The organism is Cognatishimia sp. WU-CL00825 (assembly GCF_040364665.1).
In the GTDB taxonomy this organism is placed as follows: Bacteria; Pseudomonadota; Alphaproteobacteria; order Rhodobacterales; family Rhodobacteraceae; genus Cognatishimia.
In genome coordinates, this window is sequence record NZ_BAABWX010000002.1 from 43,390 (window position 1) to 67,411 (window position 24,022).

A 24,022-nucleotide genomic window follows, 5' to 3' on the forward strand; every position below is an offset into this window, starting at 1 on the left:
CATTGCGAAATGGAATGATATGCTGAGATATGCGCGCCGAAACGTGCCACCATTGGCCTGGCTTATGTCATTTGAGGCAGTCAGCCGGGCAGGATCGGTAACGCAGGCCGCAAAGCAATTGGATTTGACCCAGGGGGCTGTCAGCCGCCACATTCAGAAACTAGAAGATTTTTTGAATTATGGGCTGTTTCACCGTGAAAAAAAGCGGTTGGTGCTGACGCCGCTTGGCAGCGCTTACGCTGAAACCATCGGGCAGGCGCTGGCGCAAATTTCCAACGCCACGCAGGATTTGCAGAGCAATCCAGACGGGGGCGTACTTGAATTGGCAATTCTTCCAGCCTTTGGGTCACATTGGCTTGCGCCGCGACTGGCTGACTTTCAACAAGAAAACCCCGGTGTTGCCTTGCACCTAACGACGCGGCTGGCCCCATTTGATTTTATGCAAGAGAGGTTTCATGCGGCTATTCACTTTGGGCGCGACAATTGGCAGGGGGCAAAGGCGCTAAAGCTTATGACTGAAAAACTGGTTCCGGTTTATGCGCCGCTGCTGCCCCTCAACGAGGTGACCTCAGCTGCTGACATTGTTGGGTTGCCGTTGCTGTCGCTGAACACCCGGCCACAGGCTTGGCAAAGGTGGTTTGCTGCCAATGAAATTACAGCCCCGATGCCAGAAAACCTGGTCTTTGACCAGTTCGAGACCCTGTTGCAGGCCAGTTTGGGGGGGCTGGGTGTTGCCTTGATGCCGGAATTCTTGGTGCACCAAGATATTCAACGTGGCTCGCTGTGCACCGTTCCGGGGCGTGCAAGCCCCAACCAGAACGCCTATTATTTGGTCTGGCCGGAAAGCCGTGAGACTTATCCGCCGTTCCATGCATTTAAAAACTGGATGGCCACCCAATTTTGAGGGCAGGTAGATCGAATCATTTACTTAATTTAACTAATTTGTTAAATATTAATCATGACTGACTTATCTAAAGTATTTGCAGCGCTGTCAGACAAGACCCGGTTGGGTATCGTCGAACGTTTGATGAGCGAAGGGGAGCTTCCTGCGGGAGAATTGGTCTCTGACGCTGCTATTAGTGGCCCCGCGGTGTCTCGGCATCTGAAGGTTCTGCGCGGCGCAGGCCTGATTCATCAGCGCGCCGAAGGCACCAAACGATTTTATGCTGTGCGCCCACAAGCGTTGCAAACTATTTCAAATTGGACAATTGACCATCGCGCTTTTTGGGAAGCGGGATTGGATCGTATAGAGGCGGCTTTGGCTGCGGAGGAAGATCTTTGACAGACATTCGATTAGAGCGTGAATTTAAAGCCAGCCCAGATCGGTTGTTTGATTTTGTCACGCAGCGCACCAATGTTTTGCAATGGTTTGGCTATGAGAGTTTTTCGTTTTCTGACGAACGCATGGACCTGTCAAAATTAGGAGCGTGGTTCGTTGACATGCTCAGCGACGAAGGCAATCGGTTTAAAATATCTGGTCAAGTAACTCACGTAGATCGCCCAAAATCCGTTGGGTTTACCTGGGGTTGGCATGACCAAGATGACAATCGAGGACCGGAAAGCCATGTGGTTTTTACGGTTGTGGAAACCGCCGCAGGTGCGCGGCTGATCATCGATCACCGTGAGCTTGACGACGGTGAAGTTGCTGCCAATCACGAAGGGGGTTGGACAAACGCTCTGCGCCGGATTGGCGAAGCGCTGGCGGTTTAGGATTTGACCATTTTGGTCACGACGAAGTTGGGTAAAGCGTGTTGTCGCTTTGCCAAACCAAAAGGGGTGCGCCCCGTTCTTTATTTAGTGGAGAGAAAAAATGGCGAAATTCGTATTCGTATATCATGGCGGTGGCAAACCATCTTCGCCGGAAGAAGGTGAAAAGGTGATGGCAGCCTGGATGGCCTGGTATGGCACCATGGGCGATGCGGTTGTGGATCCTGGCGCGCCGGTTGGCATGTCTAAAACAGTATCTGCGTCTGGCGTTGCTGACGACGGCGGGGCAAATCCGACCTCGGGCTATACAATTGTAAATGCAGCAGACATGGATGCTGCCGTTGCTATGGCGCAAGGTTGCCCAATTCTGGACGGCGGGCAGGGCACTGTCGAAGTCGCCGAAGCGATGGAGATGTAACTAAAGTTTGAAAAGATTTCTGGCGGCCCATAGGGCCGTCATCTTATCGCAGTGCTGCGCTGGCACGCATCCAACCGGTTTGAATCCCGTTCCAATTCTTGATCGCCCCGTTGGTATATCGCAAAGCTTCAGGATGGCGTGCGTCCAATACTCCCAGCTTTACCAGAATGGCGGCAATGGCTGTTTCAGCCGCGCGGGTGGCCCCGTCAGTGATCTTTAGGGCAACGCCCAGTTTGAGCGATGGGATAATCGCAATGAAAAAACCTTCGGCTCCGGTTTTTACCACCACCTTGTGATCCATTGCGCGCATTAGACGTGTACACGCGCGGCCCTCGCCGGCAACCAACTCAGGATATGTCGCCATGGCAATGCGTAATTGAGCGGCGGCACGTTCACGCAAAGATCCGTCGGGGTTCGCCGCAGCAAAAAACGCCATGGCGCGCGCCATTCCGTGCAGTGACACCGCGTGGTTTGGGGCAGAACAGCCATCAATCCCAAAGCCGCTGCTGGTTTCTTCTGTGACCTCGTTAAAGACCGCGAGGCACGCTTGCTGCACCGGGTGGTCGATTTCATGATACTCTGGCCCGGACTTCAGATGTTTTGCGAGGGTGAGGAAACCCGCGTGTTTACCAGAACAGTTGTTGTGATATTGGCAAGGAGATTTTTCAGCGCGAATCTGCTTGGTCCGGGCGTCTCGATCCTGTGGCACTTGGGCACCGCACCGCAGATCATCGTCGGACAATTGCAGCTGTGACAGCCAAGACTGGACCCGATCTGTGTGAATTGCCGCCCCGCTATGAGACGCGCAAGACAGCGCCAATTGATCTAGCGTAAGACCAAACTTTTGGGCCGCCCCGCTTTCGATCAAGGGCAGGGCTTGCAGCATCTTGGCAGAGCTGCGCGGCAAGATAACTTTGCTGGGATCCCCCCAAGCGAGCAGGATTTCACCCGATGCATTACAGACAACAGCATGACCAAAGTGCTGGCTTTCCAACACAGGTCCACGCCAAATTTCTACCATAGGTGCAGGGAGGGTCATGATCGCTTTCACATTTTGGGCAATTTCACGCCAACGGGGCTTTTCCCGCAGGTCAATATCAGCGTAAAGTACAGCCATCGAGAAGGAAATGCCCTGATAATAAAACCGAACAACGGGTCATACGGGGCAACGGAACTGAGGCAAACACAGCTTGGAGGCTGTAAAAATGGGATCAACCAATATGCGCACCTATGCATTGGGAGCTTTGGCCGGGGCATTCAGCCTGGTTGGGGCAGTGGCTTTGGCGCAGGAAAGCACCAACCAAGTCGCGGCCAAAACCGACTGGAGTGTTTTTGAAGAGCAAAGCCCGCGCGAATGCTGGGCTGTTACCACCTATAAAGAAAGCGTCAATGTGCGTGATGGGGCAGTCGTGGCTGTGAACCGCTCGCAGACTTTGTTGATGGTGTTTTATCGCCCCGACGCCAATGTGCGTGGGCAGGTTGGCTTTACAGGTGGGTATCCGTTTAAATCCAAGTCCAATGTGACCTTGCAGATTGATGACGATAGCTTTGCCCTGAGCACCGAAGGCGAGTGGGCCTGGCCGACCGCCGAGGATGACGCGAAAATTGTCGCGGCGATGAAACGCGGCAAAACGGCAATCGTATCTGGAGAGAGTAGTCGAGGCGCTCAAACCAAAGATACATTTTCGCTGCTTGGCTTTACGGCAGCAGTGGAAGACGCGGGAAAGCGCTGTAGCTAAAGTTCTGGATAGCCCATCTTTTCAAGATAATCGCGCAGGCGCTTGCCCGGCTCGTCAATAAAGCTGCGGTCTGAGATGATCAGATCGCGGACACGATCTATGCGAAAGACACGAAAGTCATACCGGGTTTCACACCAGGCTGTGCAGGTCCAAACCTGTCCCCAATATTCCAACTGCAATGGCCTGAAAAACGGCGGCTGGTTTGGCCGTCTTGTCGTGCATACTGAATTTCTAAGATGGTTTTTTCGCGCACTGCAGACCGAAAAACCGGCAAGTGTGCAAAACTGGCCTGCACGGCAGGTGCACCAAAGACGGCAACGCCCCATCCTTGTTGCGGGGGTTTGCGGCCATCGGGCATCACCTGATCAACCTTTTGAACTAAACGCTGCGCCGCGATTTGCAATTCGGGGTCAGCCGTTTGCTGCACCAAGGCGGCCCCAAGGTGCAGGGCCTCTAGTTCGACCTGCGTTAAGGTGACTGGGGGCAAAAAGATCGGCGCGCGCAGAATATAACCCACACCGCGTTCCCCTTCGACTGGAATGCCAGAGCCCACCAGACTTTCCATATCGCGATAGATCGTGCGCACAGAAACCTCGAGTTGTTCGGCTAGGTCGGTCGCTTTGTGCAACCGACCATCGCGAATGATCTGAATAAGATCAAAGAGGCGATCCGTGCGCCGCATTTAGTCAGCGGATCCCATCACCGTGTAATAGGTCATGCTCATGCTGGTCTCATCAAGCACCTTCATTAACCCTAAAAGTTCAGGATATTTTGCAGGGTCAAAACTTGCGGCAGCGGCCTTGGCGGCCTGCATGTTTTCCCATTCGACGTGATCCAGAAAGTCACCGTCTTCGGTTACCGCAATTTTGCGTGACAAAAATCCAGCCTGCGCACGGGCAAAGCTTTGGGATGCATGCCAAGCGGCGACGGCTTCATCAGTGGTTGCGCCGTCTTTCAGACGGTAGCGGACGGTTTCGATAACACTCATATTGGGTTTCCTTTTAAATATGATCGCTCGCTTATTGCTGCTTTAAACTGACAACCCCTGTCAGTTGAAACGTGGATTCGCCCGAATTTCTAGGTTTGTTTGCATTTTGATGGAATTAGTGTATCTCACGCGCCTGACTTCCCGGAGACACAGCCATGACCACCAGCGCCCCCATCACGCAGGATGTACACACGATCCCGCGCAAATTGCCCACAGGCGGCAAAACCAACCTTGTTGGCCTGACCCGCGAGGCAATGCGCGACGCTTTGATCGAAGCTGGTGCCCCTGAAAAACAGGCGAAGATGCGCGTTGGCCAGATTTGGCAGTGGATCTATCAATGGGGCGTGCGTGACTTTCACGCAATGACCAACCTGTCCAAAGCCTTTCGCGCCGAGCTTGATGAAAAGTTCACGCTGGAAATTCCAGAGGTTGTCAGCAAGCAAGTCTCGACCGATGGCACCCGCAAATATCTGGTGCGCATTGCCGGCGGCCACGAAGTTGAAGTCGTCTATATCCCTGAAACCGACCGTGGCACTTTGTGTGTATCCTCGCAGGTTGGTTGTACGTTGACATGTTCTTTTTGCCATACGGGCACGCAGAAACTTGTGCGCAATTTGACGGCGGGTGAAATTGTCGGCCAGATTATGATGGCGCGAGACGATTTGGATGAATGGCCCACACCGGGCACACGGGTTCAGGGCGAAGTGCGACTACTGTCCAATATCGTTTTGATGGGCATGGGCGAGCCTCTGTATAATTTTGAAAATGTGCGCGACGCGATGAATATCGCTATGGACCCCGAAGGCATTTCGTTAAGTCGTCGGCGCATTACCCTGTCGACATCAGGTGTTGTGCCTGAAATCGCGCGCACAGCTCAGGAAATCGGCTGTTTGTTGGCAGTGTCGTTTCACGCCACCACCGACGAGGTGCGTGATAAGTTGGTGCCGATTAACAAGCGTTGGAACATCGAGGCGCTGCTAGAAGCTTTGCGCGCCTATCCGCGGGTGTCCAACAGCGAACGTATCACCTTTGAATATGTGATGTTGAACGGGGTGAACGACAGCAAAGAAGACGCGCATCGCCTGGTAGAGCTGATCAAAGGTATTCCCGCAAAAATCAACTTGATCCCGTTCAACGAATGGCCCGGCGCGCCTTATACCCGCTCGTCCAATAACCGCATCCACGCCTTTGCCGATATCATACATGATGCGGGCTATGCCTCGCCGATCCGGCGCCCACGTGGCGAAGATATCTTTGCAGCATGCGGCCAGTTGAAATCAGCCACCGAGCGAGAGCGTAAGTCACGTAAGCAGATCGAGGCCGAAGCGGGCTTGAACGATTAACAGAATCTTTAGACGCAGCGTGCATTCTGTTGCCATGCAACAAATTACGGTGATGTTTGATCTGGATTCGCGGGTCTTTGACCTACTTAAGCAAGCGGCGGCGCAACGCGGAATTAGTGCTGCTGACTTTATGCGTCATGCGGTGTCGCGCGATCTGCTGGCGCAGCCACAGGTGGTGACCAATGAAAAGGCCCCGCAAGTGCTTGCAGGGCCTTCTGGGTAATTTCATTTTTGAGGTTGGCTAGGGATTAGCGTCCTGGCACCGTATCGCGCAAATTGGTCTCTCCCCAATTGTCGATGGCCTCAATCGCCTCTTGTGCAGTTTCAACAAATTGGAAGAGCTTTAGATCCTCGGCAGAAATGGTGCCCGCTTCACTCAGCGCGTCCCAGTTGATGATTTTTTCCCAGAATGCACGACCAAATAGCAAAAATGGCACTCGCTCCATCCGACCTGTTTGAATCAGCGTCAGGGCCTCAAACAGCTCGTCCATGGTGCCAAACCCACCTGGAAACACACAGATGGCGCGCGCGCGCATCAGAAAGTGCATTTTGCGGATCGCGAAATAGTGAAAATTGAAACACAGCTCTGGCGTGACATATTCATTAGGGGCCTGCTCAAACGGTAGCACAATGTTTAACCCAATCGAGGCGCCATCCGCATCAATTGCGCCGCGATTGCCTGCCTCCATAACGCCCGGGCCGCCGCCGGTCACAATGACGTTTTCACGCCCGCCTGTTTGCTTGGATTTCTCGGTCATCAAACGTGCAAACTCACGTGCTTCATCATAAAAGCTGGACAAGTCGGCAAGTGTCTTGGTGCGCGCCGTATCTTTTTTGGCAGGCTCAGGAATGCGCGCGCCCCCAAACATCACAATGGTGCTCTCGATGCCTTGTTCGTCTTGAATCATCTGCGGCTTTAGCAATTCCAGCTGCAGACGCACCGGTCGCAATTCATCGCGGCATAGAAACTCATCATCAGCAAAGGCCAAGCGATACTGCGGTGCACGGGTTTGCGCTGTGTCGGGCACAGCCTTGGCAGAGCTTCGGTCCGCGTGAGCGTCGCGTAATGGGGTGCGATGATCGTCTTTCATACTGGTTACTTCCTTAGGTGTTGCGCGTTTTCTTAGGCCTATCGGCTTCCTTCAACCAAGACCAGAGAGGCGCTGATCAAGCGTTCAAGCTAGCACATAGGCTTAAAGACTGCGATTCCCTATCAATCTACAGGACGCTTGTGCCGGTTTTGAGGCAATCGCTAGGTGACGCAGCGGGCCCGGTTCGTTATGAAAGCTCGAATCCTTAGGAATGGAGCCTGAACAACATGTCCAATGCGCATCTGGAAACCGCAATCGAAGCCGCTTGGGAAGCCCGTGATACGGTGACTCCCAACACAACAGGCGAAACGCGCGAGGCCATCGAAGACACCCTTAATGCTTTGGACAGCGGCAAGCTGCGCGTTGCAGAAAAGCTGGAAAACGGCGATTGGCACGTCAATCAATGGGCTAAAAAAGCGGTTCTATTGTCCTTCCGCCTGAACGATATGGAAACTATCGAAGGCGGCAACGGCAAATCCACGTGGTGGGATAAAGTGCCGTCCAAATTTGACAATTGGGGTGAAAACCAATGGCGCGCTGCGGGCTTCCGTGCCGTGCCTGGCTCTATCGTGCGCCGTTCTGCCTATATCGCCAAAGACGTGGTTTTGATGCCGTCCTTTGTGAACTTGGGTGCCTTTGTAGACGAGGGATCCATGGTGGATGGCTGGGCGACTGTCGGCTCCTGTGCGCAAATCGGTAAAAACGTGCACCTGTCTGGCGGTGTTGGCATTGGTGGCGTGCTGGAACCCATGCAGGCTGGCCCAACCATCATCGAAGACAATTGCTTTATCGGCGCGCGTTCCGAAGTGGTCGAGGGTTGTATTGTGCGTGAAGGCTCTGTGCTGGGCATGGGTGTCTTTATCGGCCAGTCCACCAAGATCGTTGATCGTGAAACAGGCGAAGTTATGTATGGCGAAGTGCCACCCTATTCGGTTGTGGTTGCCGGCTCGATGCCTTCCAAAAACGGCATCAACCTGTATTGCGCGGTGATCGTCAAACGTGTTGATGAACGCACCCGCTCTAAAACGGGCATCAATGAATTGCTGCGCGACTAAGCCAAGAGCAAGCAAAGCCTGGCGGCGCTAATCCGGCGGGCCCCTATTGTTCTTGATACAAATACCCCGGGGGAGTCTTTGAAACCTGTTTCAAAGACGGGGGCAGCGCCCCCTCCCCTCCCCGTTGACCAGGGCGATCACTTCGCGCTAAGGGCAGTGCATGGAAAAGCCAAAAAAGAAATCTCGCCAGCAGGCCTATACCTTGCTTGTTCAAGTTGGTCGCAAGGACGGCGACGGATTGCCAAAAACCGCCACCGGCGGGGCCTTGATGGTCTATGCATCGGGGGTGGATGAAGCAGAAGCTGTGCGTGAAACCGTTGCGATTCTCAAACAGGCCGATCTCGCGCCGCTAGACGTCACGGGATATGGCACGCTGGAAGAGCGCGAAGCTTTGGGGCATGACATTCATGACGACGAACGCGCGCTGATGCAACGTGCGCTGGATGAAAACTCAGTGGTGGTTGCCCAGCTCACACCGTTTTTTAACGGTGAAGAAAGTGCTGAAGACGACTTAATTCAGTGAGCCAAACCACTTTGTGTGCAGGGCGTCATAGCTGCCGTCTTCACGCATTTGCAGCAGCGACTGGTTGATCGGCTCGATCAATGGGCTGCCAGAGGGCAAGGCAATTCCATAGTTCTCGCGCAAAAAGACCGGCCCGGTCAGATCTGCCAACCCCGCGCCTTGATGTTTGGCGTAATAGGCCAAAACGGGCGCGTCAAAAATCACCGCATCAAGTTCAAGCGCTTCAAATGCATCAGTCATGCTTTGCAGGTCATCAAAGCCCCGATAGGTCAAATCGCGCCCATCCAAATAGGCCGCCGCAGTCGAACCAAATAGCGTCCCGACACGCTTGCCATATAGATCGTTCACTGTGTTGACGTTATGGTTGATGGCTTCGATGGTCATCGCAGCGGTGATACGCGCCACAAATACAGAAACAATGAACAGCGAAGACAGCACCAGCAAAACGCCAAAAATGCGTCCAAAAAACGTGCGTGGAACGCGTTCTTCAAAACCGCCATTCACCACAAGATTAAGGGCCCACCAAAACGATGGAAACATCGCTTCGCTGGCTGTGCGGTCAAAATAAGGCTGCGCGCGTCTTTCAAAGATCCACATCAGCATGCCGCCGCCAAAAAGCAGACCAAAGGCAAGCAGTATAGCCAGCAGCAAGTCTTGGGATAACAGCACCGACCAAAGCGAAGAGCCTTGTGTTTCGCTGCTTGGCGTCATCACCTGCAGGCCGCTTTCAAAAATCGGATGGCTGAAATCCATGCGCTGTTCGCGGGCCGCGGTGATTGAAATATTCGCAATGGCTAGATCAACTGCGCCCCTTTCAACCGATGCCAACATTTCAGAAAAAGTATCAAAGCGCGTGACTTCGAAATCAGTTTGCAGAGTGGAGGCAATTTCTCGCCAAAGCTCGATTGAGAACCCTTGGCTGGAAGCGTCTTTCTCATAGGAAAATGGCGCACGTGTGATGGTGCCGACGTTTAAAGTTTGCGCCATGCTTTGTGTGCCAAGCATTGCAATCCAAAGGAATACTGCACCAAGAAGTTTTGCCATAGACCCTGTCCCCAAATCTAATAACTGGCCTACGAAATTCGTGAGGTTTTCGCAAGATTTACGCGGCACGGTGCTGCGCCAAAGTGATTGCTTCAAACTGTTTTAGGACGGGATAGGCGGTTTTTGAATGCTCGGGCAGCGTCGCGTTTTCAAACCCGCGCAGTAAGGTGCCCGATAACAGGGTTTTCTTTCGGCGCAATCGTCCGATGCTTAGGCTTTCTAGCGCAGTGCCGCCCACCAAAATCGCCTCGTGATCTGGCAACAAAAGCTGAACATAGCTGACCAGCCGATGTCCGGTTTCAAAACAGGCCGAGGCCGCATCTGTCAGGTGTTTTACCGGCACCAAAACCTTTTCTGCGCCAAACAGATATTCGACCTGTGTACCTCCAACGACAAGCCGGGCTTCGGGCGTGACCACGATATCCTGGGTCAGTCCAAAATAGGGGGCGCGCAGGCGGACCGGTTGAAAGGAACCACGGGCGGGCAGCGTGTGGCGAATTGTTTGCAGGACCGGCACCACATCGCCATCAAGAGTGTGTACCAAATCTCCGCGTCGCAGGCTGCCTGCGGCTCGGGTGCCTTGTGGCGTATACACAGGAGCCGTTGCGCAGATTGCTGGCATGGGTCCAAAGGGCATGACCTGATTTGCGACAGCCACAAAACAAAGGTTATCGCACAGCAGCCTTTGCCCGGATGTGCGTGTAAGTTCATGCAGCATAGCACCGGTCAAAGGCAGTGGGTTTTTGATTTCGGTGTGAAAAATTTTGTTGGTGCCGGGGCGCTCTAAAACAATGTGGCCCAAGCCCGTCGTGATGTCCCATGCATAGCTGATGCGCAGCATATCCGCCTGGTCTTCTGCGTCATGAGCGATGGCAACATGGGTCATTTCTGCCCCATGCTTTAGCAGGAAATGCAGCCCCCCTTTGGGCATCGCGGTCAACTGCAGCTCGACTTGGGACGGGCCTACTATCTGCACGCCCAACAAAGGCTGCGGTGATCCTTGCGGGGCCACAAGGGTTTCAACAATCAACGTGCCTTGTGGAATTATGTCTTTTGCTAGCGATGCTTTATGCACCATCTGCGATTGATGATCTGCCACCGCAATCCAAGTCATGCGCGCGTGCTCTGTGTCTTTTTGCGTTTCATCAATGCCATGGCCTGCCGCCCCGTTTTCGGGTTTGTTATTTAGTAGCACGGCGCGGGTCTCTGACTATGGCAATTTAGCGCTGCGATGTTGTTTCCCGCAGACCAGTGCAGCCAGATCACACAACAGCTGCCGACTGGGCAAATTGGGGCGCCGCAAGTATTTGCAGTGTTGCTGAAAGCAGGATAGGCCTGAGCCAACATTTTACGAGGACACGATGACCAAAATTGACGCCGCCGCATTGACCGCCGATTTGATCCGCTGCCCTTCGGTTACCCCCGAAGAAGGTGGTGCTTTGCAAGTGCTGGAAAAGTTGCTGAGTGAGGCCGGATTTCATTGCACACGGGTGGATCGTGGCGGCATTTGCAATCTTTTCGCCCGGTGGGGCGACAAGGGGCATGCCAAAAGCTTTGGGTTTAATGGCCACACGGATGTTGTGCCTGTTGGTGATGCGGGTGCCTGGACGATGCCACCGTTTGGCGCAGAGGTGAAAGACGGGGTGATGTTTGGGCGTGGCGCGACCGACATGAAGTCGGGGGTGGCTGCATTTGTCGCCGCCGCCATTGATCTTGTCCAAGATACACCGCCGGATGGGGCAATTGTCATAGCGATCACCGGGGATGAAGAGGCGGATGCCATCGACGGCACTGTCGCGCTGCTTGATTATATGAACAATAATAATGAGCAAATGTCGGTGTGTTTGGTGGGCGAACCCACCTGTCCAAATACCATGGGCGAGATGATGAAAATTGGCCGCCGTGGCTCTTTGACCTCTTGGTTCACATTCAAAGGGGTGCAGGGGCATTCCGCCTATCCGCACCGCGCCAATAACCCATTGCCGGCAATGGCACGATTGATGGATCGGCTTGCCAGCCATAGTCTTGACGACGGCACCGAACACTTTGATGCCTCAACCTTGGCTGTGGTGACGATGGATACCGGAAATCCAGCCACAAATGTGATCCCAGCTGAATGCAGGGCAACAGTTAACATTCGCTTTAATGATGCCCATAGCGGACAAAGCATTACCGACTGGCTAAACGCACAAATGGCGGCTGTGGCTGCAGATACGGGCGTAGAAATTGACGCCAAAATCAAAGTGTCAGGCGAAAGCTTTATCACCCCGCCGGGTGCCTTGTCTGATCTGGTTGCAAAGGCGGTTCACGCTGAAACAGGTGTGACACCAGAGCTTTCGACCAGTGGCGGCACATCTGATGCGCGGTTCATGCAGCATCATTGCCCGGTTGTGGAATTCGGCCTAGTGGGCAAGACAATGCATCAGGTTGATGAATGCGTTCCCGTGGCGCAAATTCATCAGTTGAAATCAATTTATGCGCGCATTCTACAAGAGTATTTTGCATGAGTTGGGACATTGCGTCGACGGATGATATTACTGCCGTTCACGAGTTAAGACGCGAAATATTCATTAAAGAACAGGGTTTTAACGAAGAAGACGAATGGGATGATCTTGACGATCAGGCCATTCAGATCTTGGCAAAACTTGCTCAGCACCCTGTTGGCACAGCGCGTATTTTGATCAATGGAAATATCGGCCGCATCGGCCGCATTTGCGTGGTGAAGTCGCAACGTGGCACCGGTTTGGGCGCTGCATTGGTACAATTTGGAATTGATCATTTGCGCCAAACGCCAAGTATTGCGCGCGTCAAACTGGGGGCGCAAGAACAGGCCATTGGCTTTTATGAAAAGCTGGGTTTTCAGGTTTGCGGGCAGGTCTATGACGATGGTGGTGTGCCGCATCGGGAGATGGAGATTGTGCTGTGAGGCCGCAGTTGGTTGTGATGGTCAAAGAGCCACTTCCGGGCCGGGTAAAAACTCGGCTTGGCCGTGATATGGGCATGACGGGTTCAGCTTGGTGGTTTCGTCATCAAGTGGCAGGATTGTTGCGCCGGATCGAAAGCCCAAAGTGGGAGACTATTTTGGCCGTTGCCCCAGATGCCGAGGGTATGCAAAGCCGTGTTTGGCCTGCACATCTGCCGCGGGTTGCACAGGGTGGTGGCAATTTGGGGGATCGCATGGCGCGGATTTTTCGCAGTGCGGCCCCTGGCCCGGTTTGCATCATTGGCGCTGACATCCCGGGGATCAATCAACAGTGTATTAATTTGGCATTTCAATGGCTTGGAAATCACGACGCGGTATTTGGCCCCGCGCCAGATGGCGGCTATTGGTTGGTAGGAATGAAGCGGATTGGGGCCATTTCGCCTCGTTTGTTTGACGGTGTGCGCTGGTCGAGTGAATTTGCCTTGGCCGATAGCATGGCCACAATGACGGGTCTAAGAATAGCAAAAACGACGGTTTTGCGCGATGTGGACACAGTTTCTGACCTAAATGCGCTAAAGCATCTTTCCCGGTGACGGGCATCGCCTGACATGGTAGGGCGCAGAAATGAAAATGCCGACAAAAGACGAAGTCCTCGAATGGATTTCAGATAACCCGACCCTGACCAGCAAACGTGACATTGCCAAAGCTTTTGGCATCAAAGGTGCTGCACGTATTGATCTGAAACGCCTTTTGCGAGAGCTCGAGGCGGAGGGTCATTTGGCGAAACGCAGTCGCAGCTATCGCGATCCAGATCGGTTGCCGCCGGTCAGCGTTTTGCAGATGACTGGCCCGAACGACGATGGCGATTTATTTGCCTGTCCAATCGAATGGCAGGGCGAAGGTGACGCGCCATCTGTGTTGATGATCTTGCGACCAACGGACCCTGCATTGGGCGCTGGTGACAAAGTTCTGGGTCGCGTCACAGAGGTAAAAGACGAGCAATATCAATATGAAGGCCGGGTTATTCGCCGTATTGGCACCAACCCGCAGCGTATCCTTGGTGTCTTTCGCAAAACCGCCGAAGGTGGACGTATTGTTCCGGTTGATAAAGGCGAACAAAAAGAGTGGCAGGTGCCTGCTGGGGCCATTGAGGGTGCCAGGGATGGCGAGCTGGTTGAGGCAGAGCAATCTGGCCCATGCGGCCGTATGGGGCTGCAACGGGCGCGCATTGTTGAACGTTTGGGCGACCCATCGGCACCAAAGGCCGTATCGCTGATTGCGATCCACCAGCATGGCATTCCCGATGCCTTTCCAGATGGTGTGATTGCCGAAGCAGACGCCGCGAAACCAGCACCGTTGGGCAAACGTGATGACCTGCGTGATATGCCCTTGGTGACCATCGATCCGGCGGATGCGCGGGACCATGACGACGCGTGCTGGGCGCATGCGGATGACGACCCAAAGAATGCTGGTGGCCATGTGGTTTGGGTCGCGATTGCCGATGTCGCGCACTATGTGACGCCGGGATCTGAACTGGACAAAGAAGCGAAAAAACGCGGCAATTCCAGCTACTTCCCCGATCGGGTGGTGCCGATGTTACCAGACAGATTGTCGGGTGATCTGTGTTCTTTGCACGAAGGCGTGCCGCGGGCTTGCCTGGCTGTACGGATGCAGTTGGATGCGAAGGGGCGCAAGGTTGGGCATCGTTTTGTGCGGGGCATGATGCGGTCGGTTGCCTCGTTGAATTATGAAGAGGTTCAACAGGCGCAAGACGGTCATCCGAACGAACGTTGCGCTGAACTGATGGACGAGGTTATCTCGCCTTTGTATGCGGCCTATGAGGCAGCAAAACTAGCCCGTGCAGAACGTCAGCCGCTGGATTTGGATCTGCCGGAACGTAAGGTGATTTTGACCGAAGACGGCAAGGTTGCTTCGGTGAATTTCCGCGATCGGTTGGATGCGCATAAGTTAATCGAAGAGTTCATGATCTTGGCTAACGTTGCGGCAGCCGAGACTTTGGTCGCGCGTCAATCGCCGCTTTTGTTTCGGGTTCACGAAGAGCCAAATCCAGAAAAACTTGATAGTTTACGAGAGGTTGCGCGCAGCGCTGGCTTTAATATGGCCAAGGGGCAGGTGCTAAAAACTCAGCATTTAAATAAATTGCTAAATGATGCTGCGGGCACCGAAGAGGCCGAGCTGATCAACCTGTCGACGCTGCGGTCGATGACACAAGCCTATTACGGTCCGTCAAATTTTGGGCACTTTGGCTTGGCCCTGCAATCCTATGCGCATTTCACCTCGCCGATTCGGCGGTATGCAGACTTGATTGTGCATCGTTCTTTGGTGGCGTCTCACGGGTGGGGCAAAGATGGATTGACGCCGCAAGACATTGAAAACCTTGAGCAAACATCCGGGCATATTTCAGAGACAGAGCGTCGGTCTATGCTGGCGGAACGCGATACAAACGACCGTTATCTGGCGTCTTACCTAAGCGAGCGGGTAGGGGATGAGTTTTCCGGAAAAATCAGCGGAATTGCGCGGTTTGGGGTGTTTGTCAAACTGGATGAAACCGGGGCAGATGGGCTGGTTCCGATGCGCGAGCTTGGCCGCGAATATTTTCAATTTGATAGTGAAAACAACGTCTTAGTGGGCTCTGAAACTGGCATGACCATCAGCTTGGGTCAACGTTGTATGGTGCGATTGACCGAGGCGACACCGGTGACAGGCGGCATTGCGCTGGAACTGTTAGAGTTAGATGGCAAAAAACCCAGCCAAGGCGGACGGCGTGGTCGTGGGCGGCCTGTAAAACGCAAGATGTCGGCCGCCAAAAAGAAAGCAGCCAAGACCAAACGTAAAGTGCAACGCCGACGTAAGTAACACCTTCGATCGTCGGCTTAACTTTTGGTTATTTGTACAATTTGTACGTTTCACGGCCTGAAACGTACGATTCGTTGGGTGTTTAGGCCTGCTTGGCCACGGGCAGATGATAGGTCAGTGCGTGGCGGATTAATGTGCCCAGCCGAAAGGGTTCGATGTCAGTGACGTTGTCAAACAGCACGGCGCGATTTCCGTCCAATTTGTCCCAACCGGGAAAGCGCATCGCATAGTCTGAAATCACCGAAGATTGGCAATGGGCAAACAAGGCAAAGGTGGCGGACTTGTGGGTGCCCAGTCGTAGGGGCGTAGCGGCTTTCACCTTGGGCGTGATAAAGCTGGGTTGCCCCCAGCGCAGCACTTCGTGCACCGGGCCGACTTGCGGTAGGTTTTCGGCTTCTGTCAGAATAAGGTCGCGCAATTTTAACACGCCGGGGCGCGCTTGTTCTGGCAGGGCCATAAAAGCCTCTTTGATGGCCTGATCAAGAAAGGGTTTCATGGTGTCCTCTGCGTAAATTATTCGTGGGTCAATTTGATCAGACCTTAGATTAAGCTCTTGCCAGTTTCTGTCAGCATGGTGGAGTATACAGCATCTATGACGCGCACCACACGACTGTTTCAACTCATGCAGGCCCTTCGCAGTTTGCCTTCTCCGGTCACCGCGCAGGTGTTGGCGGATGAAATGGGCGTGTCTATGCGCACGATTTATCGGGACATCGATGGTTTGCGCAGCTTGGGTGCTGTGATTGATGGCGAGGCTGGGTTTGGCTTTACGCTGATCGAGGACGCGAGCCTGCCGCCTTTGGGATTTGAGGCCGAAGAGTTGGAGGCGCTGGTTTTGGGGCTGCGCGAAGTGATGCATGTTGGAGACCCGGATTTGGCTGCGGCTGCCAAGGGAGCTTTGGCCAAATTGAGGGCGCGCTTGCCCAGCGGTCAGGCGCATCGTTTGCAGCATGCGGTTTTGTCTGCCTCGCGCTATACGCCGATGCCAAAGCCCGGCGTGGATGCGCGGACCTTGCGGCAAGCCACATGGGACGAACGACGGGTTCGGTTTGATTACAGCGACGTAAACGGGGCGCGGACCCAGCGTGAAGTTGACCCGCTGAGCATCGTCTTTATGCAGATGAGCAATTGCCTGTTGGCCTGGTGCCATCTGCGCGCGGATTTTCGAGCCTTTCGTCTAGACCGCATGAGTGCGCTAGAAGTGCTGGAGCAAAGTTTTCGTCCAAAGCGCGTGCCGTTGCTGCGGGATTGTCTTGAACAAATGCGCAGGCAATCGCCGGATCATACGAATTAAAACCTGACGGCTTTTGCCGACTCGGGTTTCGGGCTACGCTTGCAGGTATAAATTTATTGAGGCGTGCAATGTATAAGTGTTTTTTGAGTGTGGTCGGCGCTGCAATTTTGGCCGCGACGGCAGCCATGGCTGGGGCCCCAGAGCGGTCGCTGCGGCCGGTATTGCCGCCAGTTGGGTGGCAAGTTGATGATTTGGCACCGATTCAAATTGCACCGGTCCAGGTGGCTTCGGCGCAGCTTGGGTCATCATTGCGGCCAGTGCTGCGTCCAAATGCGCTGGAGGCGCAGCCGGTCAAGGCCAGCAATACCCGGTTTCAGTCATGGATTCGGGCTTTTAAGAACAGGGCCGCGCGTCAGGGCATTTCGCGCCCGGTGCTGGATCGGGCATTCAGAGGTGTGCGCTATAACGCAGATGTGGTGCGCCGCGACCGCAATCAATCGGAATTCACCAAAACCCTTTGGGCCTATCTGGATTCAGCAGCTTCAGATACACGGGTGAAAAACGGCAAGGCGGCGCTGCGCAAGCACAAGCGCAAGTTGGACGCTATCGAACGCAAATATGGCGTGGACAAAGAAGTGGTTGTGGCGGTTTGGGGGCTGGAAAGCGCTTATGGAACCTTTCGCGGCGACGTGCCGGTGATCGAAGCCCTGGCAACGCTGGCCTTTGATGGGCGGCGTGGCAAATTTTTTGAAGCCCAGCTTTTGGCCGCGTTGAAAATCCTGCAAAGCGGCGACACGAGCCCGCGTCATATGACCGGCAGTTGGGCCGGGGCCATGGGGCATACGCAGTTTATCCCGACGTCATATTTGTCATTTGCGGTGGATTTCACCGGCGATGGCAAACGCGATATCTGGTCAGACGACCCCTCTGATGCTTTGGCGTCGACGGCGGCTTATTTGAAGCGGTCTGGCTGGCAAAGTGGTGTGCCCTGGGGGGTTGAAGTGACCTTGCCGCGTGGGTTTAATTATAGCCTGGCCAATCGCAAGATCAAAAAACAACCCAGCGCATGGGCCGCTTTGGGCGTGCGTGGTTTGGGGGGCAAATCCGTCAAAAACTATGGGCCGGCGTCGCTTTTGTTGCCAGCTGGCCATCAGGGGGCGGCGTTTCTTATCTTTCGCAATTTTGATGCCATCGAGCGGTATAATACGGCAGATGCCTATGTGATTGGCGTGGGGCATTTAAGTGATCGTATCAAAGGCGGGGCCCCGATTAAGGCGCGCTGGCCGCGCGAAGACCGCGCACTGACCTTTGGGGAACGCAAAGAATTGCAACGTCGATTGACGGCTGCGGGATTTGATACCGTGAAGATTGACGGAAAAATCGGTCCTTTGACCATCGATGCGGTGCGCAATTATCAAAGGTCAATTGGGATGGAACCTGATGGCTATGCCTCGTTGGCGATCCTGAAAAAGCTGCGTTAAGCAGCGGCTAACTGCGCCAGTTCGGCGGCATATCCAGCCGCGTAATCTTGGCGATTGTTCTGGTATTGCCACAGGCAATAGGCTGCCATGCGGTAATGATAAACCGGCGATAACATACGATAGCGTATGGCGGTGAGTTCCGGGAATTCTTGTAGGAAATCAGCGATTTCCACATTGGAAAGCGCCGCGCCGCGGTACAGAATTTGCATGGCTGGTGACAGGAAAATCGCAAGATCCTCGCAGGGGTCACCAATGCCGGGGCATTGCCAGTCAATCAGATGCACACCTTGCGCATTTCTGATCAAGTTTCCGGGCACGATATCGCAATGCAGCAAAACCTGCTGGGAGCAGGGGGCAATGGTGACAGAAGGGCGCAACGCGCGCAGCTCTGCGGTTTGCTGACATTTGGCAACAATCGCGTCAGCCTGCGCCAACACCGCAGCACTGCCATCGGCAATTGGGCGCAACCCGCTTGGTGGCGCGATGGCATGTAGGGTCTGAATCAGCGTGGCAACCTCTGTAACACCCTGTGTCCAGCGGCTGCCGGGAATGGCTTGATAGAGATTGCCCTGGCCGTGCGGCCCCTGCAGTTGTGCGATTAACTTCGGTGCAATAGCTTTTCCATCTAGGTGTCGCAGCAATTTGGCTTCGGCTTTGGGATCGTTGGGAAACAACGGGTTTTGCGCGGGGGCCTGATACAATTTCAACACCGCAGCCTCTGGTCCGTCTTGCGCCGAGACCTGCCAAGCACTGTTGGTGCGCCCGCCAAACAGCGGGGTCCAGGCCCCGGATTTGGACCAGGGCAGATAGCTCGCAATTTGATCGCGCAACTCCGCAGGGGGGAGCGGTATGGATAAGATCACCAGGCAGCCTCGTCTTGGGATTGGCGGGACGCTAAAAGAGTTGCGCGCGTCAAACAAGCCAAGACAAGCTGAAATTGCGCAATCAGTCTGCGGCGCGCAGGCCAGTGACGTCCTGTGAATGCACAATGGCACCGCCCTCCAGCACCAAATAAACCCCGTTATTGGTGGTACGTGCTTCTGAGATACGGCTGTAAACCTCTGCGGGCAGGGTTTCGACAACCGCGCCATCAACCGTGCTTTGAACTGCGAAGCTATACTGCCCATGGGGAACCAGATCGCCATTGGCGTCTGTGCCATCCCATTGCAGGATCTCGCTGTCCGTTGCGATTTCAAAACGATGTATTTCGGTCCCATCTGCATCGGTGATCACCAATTCGGCGCTGTCAGCTGTTGATAACGGATAGGTGGCGATATCAATTGAGTCGCCATCAAACTGGGCGGGAGCCAAAACCTTGGCCTCCATCCCGACCCAGCCTGCCAATTGTGACATGCCCATCGCGCCAATTTCAGACTGGACTGCGCGCAGTAAGTCATTTGTTAGCACCTGTTGTTCTACGGAAGAAAATGTCGCCAGTTGTGTGGCGTAATCGCTGGATTCAATGGGGTTTAGCGGATCTTGGTTTTTCATCTGCGCCGTTAGCATTTTGAGAAAAGTCTCAAAGTCAGAGCTGAGAACCGGAGCGCTGCCCTGTGTGGTGCCGCTGGTGTTGGGCTGAGTTGCGGATGAAACGTGCATTGAGAAATCTCCTATAGGCGGATGTCGAGCCCGGATGTTGCTGGCGGCAGAAAGTGGGACTTGGACGTGCGTTTTCCGGCATATTGCGTGTCAGTTTGGGGGGCGGTGTCTGGTGTCACTGCGCGCGCAGGTTGCGGGTCAGGGCGTTGACCCTGTTGGGAAAAAGAGAAGCTGAGGTTCAAATAGCCCAACGCGGCAAAGTCCTGTCCCAACAGCCCAATATTGCGGCGCAACAAAGCAAGTGTTTCCGGACGGTCTGCCGAAATATGCAGGGTTGCGCCTTGTTCGGATGTGGCAAGAGAAATCCGCACGCGACCGAGTTCTTCGGGAGAAAGCTGGATTTCAGATTGATGCCCCGGGGTTTGCGGGAAATGCTGTGCAATTTGTCGCGTCACAATATGAGCAGCAGGTGGTTTGACATCGGTGACGATAGGCGCGCGTTCGGTGCTGGGCAAGAATTCAGCCGTCAGAAAATGGCTTGGCCAGTCTGGTTTGTGTTCGGCGTTTTGCCAAAGGGTAAGCGGCGTTGTGCCCCCCGTTTGTGGCGTTTGCGTTGTCAGTAATCCCACCGTGCTTAGCGCAGGTTTTGCCGGGGCTGGCGCGCCATTTGGCTGTGAAGTTGCGCGCGTCATTTGCAATGGTGCCAGCTGCAAATCACTGGGACTGGATGGCGAGGGCAAGGTGTAAGTTTTCGGTCGATCGCCTTGCGGATCAGCGGGTTGCATGATTGGCGCGGGGTCACGGGTTGCTGCGGTGCGCTGGTTTTGGACACCGTGTGTTCTGGCGCGCCATGGTATGGGCGCATCAGTCGGGGCTTTGGTGTTCTGGGGTTGGACAACGGGTGATGAGGCGGGGGTAGGTTGCTGCGCGGGGCGCGCGCCATCGTTTGAGCCGTGCTTTGCAAAGGTGGAATGAGGTTCGGAAGTCATCGGTTTTGGTTTTACCGCAACTTGTGACTGAGGGGCTTTTGACTGCAAAATTGGCGGCTGAGGGCCCGAGGGAATTGGCTTTTGCGTACGCGAGGGCACTGGAAAGTATGCGTCTGGAAGCGGCAGCGGTGCGGATTTCTGAGACTTGCTTTCGGCTTTTGTGTAACCGGGCAAAACGGGCTGCATTTGCGGGGTGGCAAGGGGCAGGGTCGGTTGGGCAAGGGGCTGTTTTGTGGCTGAATTTGGTTGCGATGGTGGGGCCGTCAGCGGGCTAACAGGACTGTCAGAATGGGCCAGTGAACGTTGGCCAGAACTTGGATCTTTTGCTTGCGTAGACCTGCTTGGTGCGACGGCTGCGGGGGACACCGGCGGCAATCGGTGAAGTGATGTTGGCTCGGCATCACCATACGCGCGCGTATTGGGTGTGGCCGTGATGAATTGATCCTTTGATTTTGCTTTCGACGGCGCCAAAGTCTGGGTGGCTGGTTGCGCTGGCCCAGTTGTGGTGGGCGTTGCCGCCGGGAATTGTGCCGTGGCATCGTTGGCGGGCGTGTTGGCTGGCAAAGAAATTCGACCCGCCTGCTTTGCCTTAGGTTCAGCGACGGCAACCTGTTCTGACAAAACCTGTGTCTCTGCGGCGTCTTGATCTGTTGGTTGGTATGCTGACTTTGCGACCAGCGGTTTTGCGTCGTTTTCCAGAAATGGCTGACTTGGGTCAGCGGAGCGCAGTTTGTCCAAGGCCAAGAATATGTCGTGAAAATCGCCTTCTGCGGTTGGCGCGCTTGGGCTTTGCGCGTCAGCCACAATTGCATCGCCTGTTTTTACAAGCTGTGGATTTTTGGCGGTTGGCTCTTGGGGCAGGGTGATCATTTCAGCCTCGGATTCTTCCAGATGGCGTGACTATCCCCCAAGGGCCCTTACCAATTATTTAACCGTTTGCCGCCAAAATGGAAAAAGACATTTCAACTTGGAGGTACTTTATGCCGATTGATCCAGTGGGTGGCACCACCAACCCTGCCCGTCAAAGTGATGTGGCGCTGCGACATGCGGCGCAAAAGCTGGAAGCGCATTTTTTGGCTGAAATGCTGAAAGGGGCTGGGCTTGGCCAGACCAGCGAGTCGTTTGGCGGCGGAGCCGGAGAAGATCAATTTGCTTCTTTCTTGCGGCAGGAACAGGCCGGTCAAATGGCCCAGGCGGGTGGCATTGGTCTGGCAGAGGCGTTTTTTGAGGCGCTGAAGGAGACAGAACATGCCAAATGACGTTCATACCATTCTGGCCGATCTTGATCGGTTGCTGACCCAAGAACGGGCACATCTGTTGACCGGAAACCTGCGGGCGCTTGGCGATCTGCTGCAGGAAAAAGAAGAATTGCTGGCCCAGATTGCCCGCATTGAAGGCCAGCAATTGCCGGTGATGGCTCCCCTGAAATCCCGCATGCTTAATAATCAAAGCCTGTTGGAAAGCGCGATGCAGGGCATTCGCGCCGCCGCTGATCGCCTGCGGGACCTGCGCCAGGTGCAAGAGGGGCTTGAAACCTATGACGCCGGTGGCAAACGCCATAGTTTTGCCAAGCGCACTGGCCGCGACCTGGAAAAACGCGCGTGAGATTGCGGACCGAGATTTGTTTTAAATGCGGCTTAAAGCGCGCTTGGGATTTAGCACTCCATTAGCACTTGGCGCGTCATTGTGAAAACGCACCCAAAGGGGTGGCACAGGGGCCAATGCGCCACTTGTATCGTCAGAAAGATGCTCTTGACCACCGTAAAGGTGGAATGTGCAACTCAGCGCAAAGCGCTGATTTTATTAAGGAAGTGCTATGTCCAGCATTCTGACAAACAACAGCGCAATGATCGCGCTGCAAACTTTGAAACACATCAATTCCAGCCTGGCTGGGGTGCAGTCTGAAATCTCTACCGGCAAACGGGTCGCAACCGCCTCTGACAGCTCTGCGATGTGGGCGATTTCCAAGATTATGGAGAGTGACGTCCAGGGGTTCAAGTCGATCTCTGAGAGCCTGTCGCTTGGGAAATCCACAGTGGCTGTGGCGCGTAACGCGGCAGAAACCGTGACGGATTTGCTGATCGATATGAAGGAAATCATTGCGACGGCCCAGGGCGACAACGTGGACCGCGCCAAGTTGGATGCGGATGTTGATGCGCTGACCAGTCAAATTCAATCGGTGGTTGGGGCCGCCCAGTTCAATGGCCTAAATCTGGTGGACGGATCCACAGGCAGCACCGCGGTTTTGGCCTCGCTGGATCGCGATTCCAGTGGCAACGTGACCGCCTCTTCGATCACGGTGACGGCACAAAATCTGGCCAGTTCGGGCTATACCGCCAACGATATTTTTGGCTCCTCGGGCGGGACACCTTCGGGTGACGGTGACACGGTTGTTTTGTCTTTGGACAATGGCGGCGGCACCGACAATATTGTAATCGATGACACAGCAGGGGCGGCATTCACAGCCGGGGACCGGGTGAACATCACCATCGGCAGTCAGGTCGCCTCTTATACGCTGACAGCAAATGACGTGGCCGCTGGCAACAATACGTCTGATCTGGCCGCCGCGGGGCTGAAAAACGCCATTGACGCGTTAAATATTGCTGATCTGGTGGTGGATTTTGTGGGCACGGGCCAGCTTGATTTCACCAATGATGCCACAACTGATGTGACCATAACCGGTCAGTTCGTGGATGCAGGATCGGGCGGCCTAGGGGCTTTGTCGTCGATCGATGTCTCTACGGCGGTTGCGGCCACGGCGGCGCTGGGCACAATCGAAACGCTGATTGACACCAGTATTGATGCCACGGCGGCTTTTGGCTCTGTTGAGGGGCGGATCGAAATTCAGACGAATTTCGTGACCAAGCTCACAGATTCGATGAAATCCGGGATCGGCGCATTGGTTGATGCCAATATGGAAGAAGCCTCGGCACGGTTACAGGCGTTGCAAGTGCAACAGCAATTGGCCACGCAGTCCCTGTCGATTGCAAACTCTGCTCCGCAGTCCATTCTCTCACTCTTCCGAGTCTAACGCGGTCTGAGGCGCGTTTTGGCGCGCCTCAGGTGCTTGA

General features: G+C 54.6%; 29 protein-coding genes. 18 read left to right on the forward strand and 11 right to left on the reverse strand.

Annotated elements, in window-relative coordinates:
* Positions 1-64 precede the first annotated feature (64 nt).
* From ABXG94_RS10840 to ABXG94_RS10855, 4 genes are all read left to right on the forward strand, one after another.
* On the forward strand, positions 65-904 hold the full coding sequence (locus ABXG94_RS10840; protein ID WP_353534121.1) for a LysR family transcriptional regulator: 840 nt from the start codon (positions 65-67) through the stop codon (positions 902-904).
* A 54-nt stretch (positions 905-958) separates the two neighbouring features.
* Entirely contained in the window at positions 959-1,282 is a 324-nt protein-coding gene (locus ABXG94_RS10845; protein WP_353534123.1) for an ArsR/SmtB family transcription factor, read from the forward strand.
* On the forward strand, positions 1,279-1,710 hold the full coding sequence (locus tag ABXG94_RS10850) for an SRPBCC family protein (protein WP_353534124.1): 432 nt from the start codon (positions 1,279-1,281) through the stop codon (positions 1,708-1,710). The genes ABXG94_RS10845 and ABXG94_RS10850 overlap by 4 nt, the downstream gene beginning before the upstream one ends.
* 100 nt (positions 1,711-1,810) lie before the next feature.
* On the forward strand, positions 1,811-2,125 hold the full coding sequence (locus tag ABXG94_RS10855; protein WP_353534126.1) for a hypothetical protein: 315 nt from the start codon (positions 1,811-1,813) through the stop codon (positions 2,123-2,125).
* 43 nt (positions 2,126-2,168) lie between these two features.
* Here the strand turns inward: ABXG94_RS10855 and ABXG94_RS10860 are convergent, their stop codons facing one another.
* Positions 2,169-3,164: an asparaginase gene (locus ABXG94_RS10860; RefSeq protein ID WP_353534524.1), complete on the reverse strand. Its 996-nt coding sequence runs from the start codon at positions 3,162-3,164 to the stop codon at positions 2,169-2,171.
* Between the two features lie 166 nt (positions 3,165-3,330).
* Between ABXG94_RS10860 and ABXG94_RS10865 the strand changes: the two genes are divergently transcribed.
* Complete coding sequence (locus ABXG94_RS10865) at positions 3,331-3,864, forward strand: invasion associated locus B family protein (protein ID WP_353534127.1); 534 nt, start codon at positions 3,331-3,333, stop codon at positions 3,862-3,864.
* Here the strand turns inward: ABXG94_RS10865 and ABXG94_RS10870 are convergent.
* The 3 genes from ABXG94_RS10870 to ABXG94_RS10880 are packed head-to-tail and all read right to left on the reverse strand — an operon-like array spanning position 3,861 to position 4,852.
* The gene (locus ABXG94_RS10870; RefSeq protein WP_353534128.1) at positions 3,861-4,043 is read right to left on the reverse strand and encodes a WYL domain-containing protein; all 183 of its coding nucleotides are present in this window, start codon (positions 4,041-4,043) and stop codon (positions 3,861-3,863) included. The two genes, ABXG94_RS10865 and ABXG94_RS10870, sit on opposite strands and share 4 nt — an antisense overlap.
* Complete coding sequence (locus tag ABXG94_RS10875) at positions 3,962-4,546, reverse strand: helix-turn-helix transcriptional regulator (protein ID WP_353534129.1); 585 nt, start codon at positions 4,544-4,546, stop codon at positions 3,962-3,964. Before ABXG94_RS10875 ends, ABXG94_RS10870 begins: the two co-directional genes overlap by 82 nt.
* A complete protein-coding gene (locus ABXG94_RS10880) occupies positions 4,547-4,852 on the reverse strand; it encodes a hypothetical protein (RefSeq protein ID WP_353534130.1) in 306 nt (101 codons plus the stop codon).
* A 155-nt stretch (positions 4,853-5,007) separates the two neighbouring features.
* Here ABXG94_RS10880 and rlmN point away from each other — a divergent pair, with 155 nt between their 5' ends.
* The gene (rlmN, locus tag ABXG94_RS10885; RefSeq protein WP_353534131.1) at positions 5,008-6,195 is read left to right on the forward strand and encodes a dual-specificity RNA methyltransferase RlmN; all 1,188 of its coding nucleotides are present in this window, start codon (positions 5,008-5,010) and stop codon (positions 6,193-6,195) included.
* A 34-nt stretch (positions 6,196-6,229) separates the two neighbouring features.
* Complete coding sequence (locus ABXG94_RS10890; RefSeq protein ID WP_353534132.1) at positions 6,230-6,418, forward strand: hypothetical protein; 189 nt, start codon at positions 6,230-6,232, stop codon at positions 6,416-6,418.
* Between the two features lie 25 nt (positions 6,419-6,443).
* Here ABXG94_RS10890 and ABXG94_RS10895 read toward each other — a convergent pair whose 3' ends face one another.
* Entirely contained in the window at positions 6,444-7,286 is an 843-nt protein-coding gene (locus ABXG94_RS10895) for an LOG family protein (RefSeq protein WP_353534133.1), read from the reverse strand.
* Between the two features lie 227 nt (positions 7,287-7,513).
* Between ABXG94_RS10895 and dapD the strand changes: the two genes are divergently transcribed.
* Both dapD and ABXG94_RS10905 read left to right on the forward strand, forming a co-directional pair.
* Complete coding sequence (gene dapD, locus ABXG94_RS10900) at positions 7,514-8,341, forward strand: 2,3,4,5-tetrahydropyridine-2,6-dicarboxylate N-succinyltransferase (RefSeq protein ID WP_353534135.1); 828 nt, start codon at positions 7,514-7,516, stop codon at positions 8,339-8,341.
* Between the two features lie 160 nt (positions 8,342-8,501).
* Complete coding sequence (locus tag ABXG94_RS10905) at positions 8,502-8,864, forward strand: DUF8846 family protein (protein ID WP_353534136.1); 363 nt, start codon at positions 8,502-8,504, stop codon at positions 8,862-8,864.
* Here ABXG94_RS10905 and ABXG94_RS10910 read toward each other — a convergent pair.
* Together ABXG94_RS10910 and ABXG94_RS10915 are read right to left on the reverse strand one after the other, a co-directional pair.
* Positions 8,853-9,908, reverse strand: a complete 1,056-nt coding sequence (locus tag ABXG94_RS10910; protein ID WP_353534137.1) for a transporter substrate-binding domain-containing protein — start codon at positions 9,906-9,908, stop codon at positions 8,853-8,855. The two genes, ABXG94_RS10905 and ABXG94_RS10910, sit on opposite strands and share 12 nt — an antisense overlap.
* 58 nt (positions 9,909-9,966) lie before the next feature.
* Positions 9,967-11,103, reverse strand: coding sequence for a Hint domain-containing protein (locus ABXG94_RS10915; RefSeq protein WP_353534138.1), 1,137 nt, complete (start codon positions 11,101-11,103; stop codon positions 9,967-9,969).
* 166 nt (positions 11,104-11,269) lie between these two features.
* Between ABXG94_RS10915 and dapE the strand changes: the two genes are divergently transcribed.
* The 4 genes from dapE to rnr are packed head-to-tail and all read left to right on the forward strand — an operon-like array spanning position 11,270 to position 15,708.
* On the forward strand, positions 11,270-12,415 hold the full coding sequence (gene dapE, locus ABXG94_RS10920; RefSeq protein ID WP_353534139.1) for a succinyl-diaminopimelate desuccinylase: 1,146 nt from the start codon (positions 11,270-11,272) through the stop codon (positions 12,413-12,415).
* Positions 12,412-12,834, forward strand: coding sequence for a GNAT family N-acetyltransferase (locus ABXG94_RS10925; RefSeq protein WP_353534140.1), 423 nt, complete (start codon positions 12,412-12,414; stop codon positions 12,832-12,834). Before dapE ends, ABXG94_RS10925 begins: the two co-directional genes overlap by 4 nt.
* Positions 12,831-13,424: a TIGR04282 family arsenosugar biosynthesis glycosyltransferase gene (locus ABXG94_RS10930; RefSeq protein ID WP_353534142.1), complete on the forward strand. Its 594-nt coding sequence runs from the start codon at positions 12,831-12,833 to the stop codon at positions 13,422-13,424. Before ABXG94_RS10925 ends, ABXG94_RS10930 begins: the two co-directional genes overlap by 4 nt.
* Positions 13,425-13,455: 31 nt before the next feature.
* Entirely contained in the window at positions 13,456-15,708 is a 2,253-nt protein-coding gene (gene rnr / locus ABXG94_RS10935; RefSeq protein ID WP_353534144.1) for a ribonuclease R, read from the forward strand.
* A gap of 82 nt (positions 15,709-15,790) precedes the next feature.
* On the opposite strand, the gene ABXG94_RS10940 is transcribed toward rnr, so the two are convergent.
* Positions 15,791-16,204, reverse strand: a complete 414-nt coding sequence (locus tag ABXG94_RS10940; protein WP_353534145.1) for a DUF1801 domain-containing protein — start codon at positions 16,202-16,204, stop codon at positions 15,791-15,793.
* Between the two features lie 96 nt (positions 16,205-16,300).
* Here ABXG94_RS10940 and ABXG94_RS10945 point away from each other — a divergent pair, with 96 nt between their 5' ends.
* Both ABXG94_RS10945 and ABXG94_RS10950 read left to right on the forward strand, forming a co-directional pair.
* Entirely contained in the window at positions 16,301-17,002 is a 702-nt protein-coding gene (locus ABXG94_RS10945; RefSeq protein WP_353534147.1) for a helix-turn-helix transcriptional regulator, read from the forward strand.
* A 68-nt stretch (positions 17,003-17,070) separates the two neighbouring features.
* The gene (locus ABXG94_RS10950) at positions 17,071-18,423 is read left to right on the forward strand and encodes a lytic murein transglycosylase (protein ID WP_353534148.1); all 1,353 of its coding nucleotides are present in this window, start codon (positions 17,071-17,073) and stop codon (positions 18,421-18,423) included.
* On the opposite strand, the gene ABXG94_RS10955 is transcribed toward ABXG94_RS10950, so the two are convergent.
* The 3 genes from ABXG94_RS10955 to ABXG94_RS10965 form a co-directional block, all read right to left on the reverse strand.
* Positions 18,420-19,286 carry a phosphotransferase gene (locus ABXG94_RS10955; protein WP_353534150.1) on the reverse strand — a complete coding sequence of 289 codons (867 nt, stop codon included), beginning with the start codon at positions 19,284-19,286 and terminating at the stop codon, positions 18,420-18,422. The two genes, ABXG94_RS10950 and ABXG94_RS10955, sit on opposite strands and share 4 nt — an antisense overlap.
* A gap of 82 nt (positions 19,287-19,368) precedes the next feature.
* The gene (locus ABXG94_RS10960; protein ID WP_353534152.1) at positions 19,369-20,022 is read right to left on the reverse strand and encodes a flagellar hook capping FlgD N-terminal domain-containing protein; all 654 of its coding nucleotides are present in this window, start codon (positions 20,020-20,022) and stop codon (positions 19,369-19,371) included.
* A gap of 11 nt (positions 20,023-20,033) precedes the next feature.
* A complete protein-coding gene (locus tag ABXG94_RS10965) occupies positions 20,034-21,821 on the reverse strand; it encodes a flagellar hook-length control protein FliK (protein WP_353534153.1) in 1,788 nt (595 codons plus the stop codon).
* Between the two features lie 110 nt (positions 21,822-21,931).
* On the opposite strand from ABXG94_RS10965, the gene ABXG94_RS10970 reads away from it, so the two are divergent.
* The 3 genes from ABXG94_RS10970 (at position 21,932) to ABXG94_RS10980 (ending at position 23,982) form a co-directional block, all read left to right on the forward strand.
* Positions 21,932-22,210, forward strand: a complete 279-nt coding sequence (locus tag ABXG94_RS10970; protein ID WP_353534154.1) for a rod-binding protein — start codon at positions 21,932-21,934, stop codon at positions 22,208-22,210.
* The gene (locus ABXG94_RS10975; protein ID WP_353534155.1) at positions 22,200-22,556 is read left to right on the forward strand and encodes a flagellar biosynthesis protein FlgN; all 357 of its coding nucleotides are present in this window, start codon (positions 22,200-22,202) and stop codon (positions 22,554-22,556) included. The genes ABXG94_RS10970 and ABXG94_RS10975 overlap by 11 nt, the downstream gene beginning before the upstream one ends.
* 211 nt (positions 22,557-22,767) lie before the next feature.
* Positions 22,768-23,982, forward strand: coding sequence for a flagellin N-terminal helical domain-containing protein (locus ABXG94_RS10980; RefSeq protein WP_353534156.1), 1,215 nt, complete (start codon positions 22,768-22,770; stop codon positions 23,980-23,982).
* Positions 23,983-24,022 lie beyond the last annotated feature (40 nt).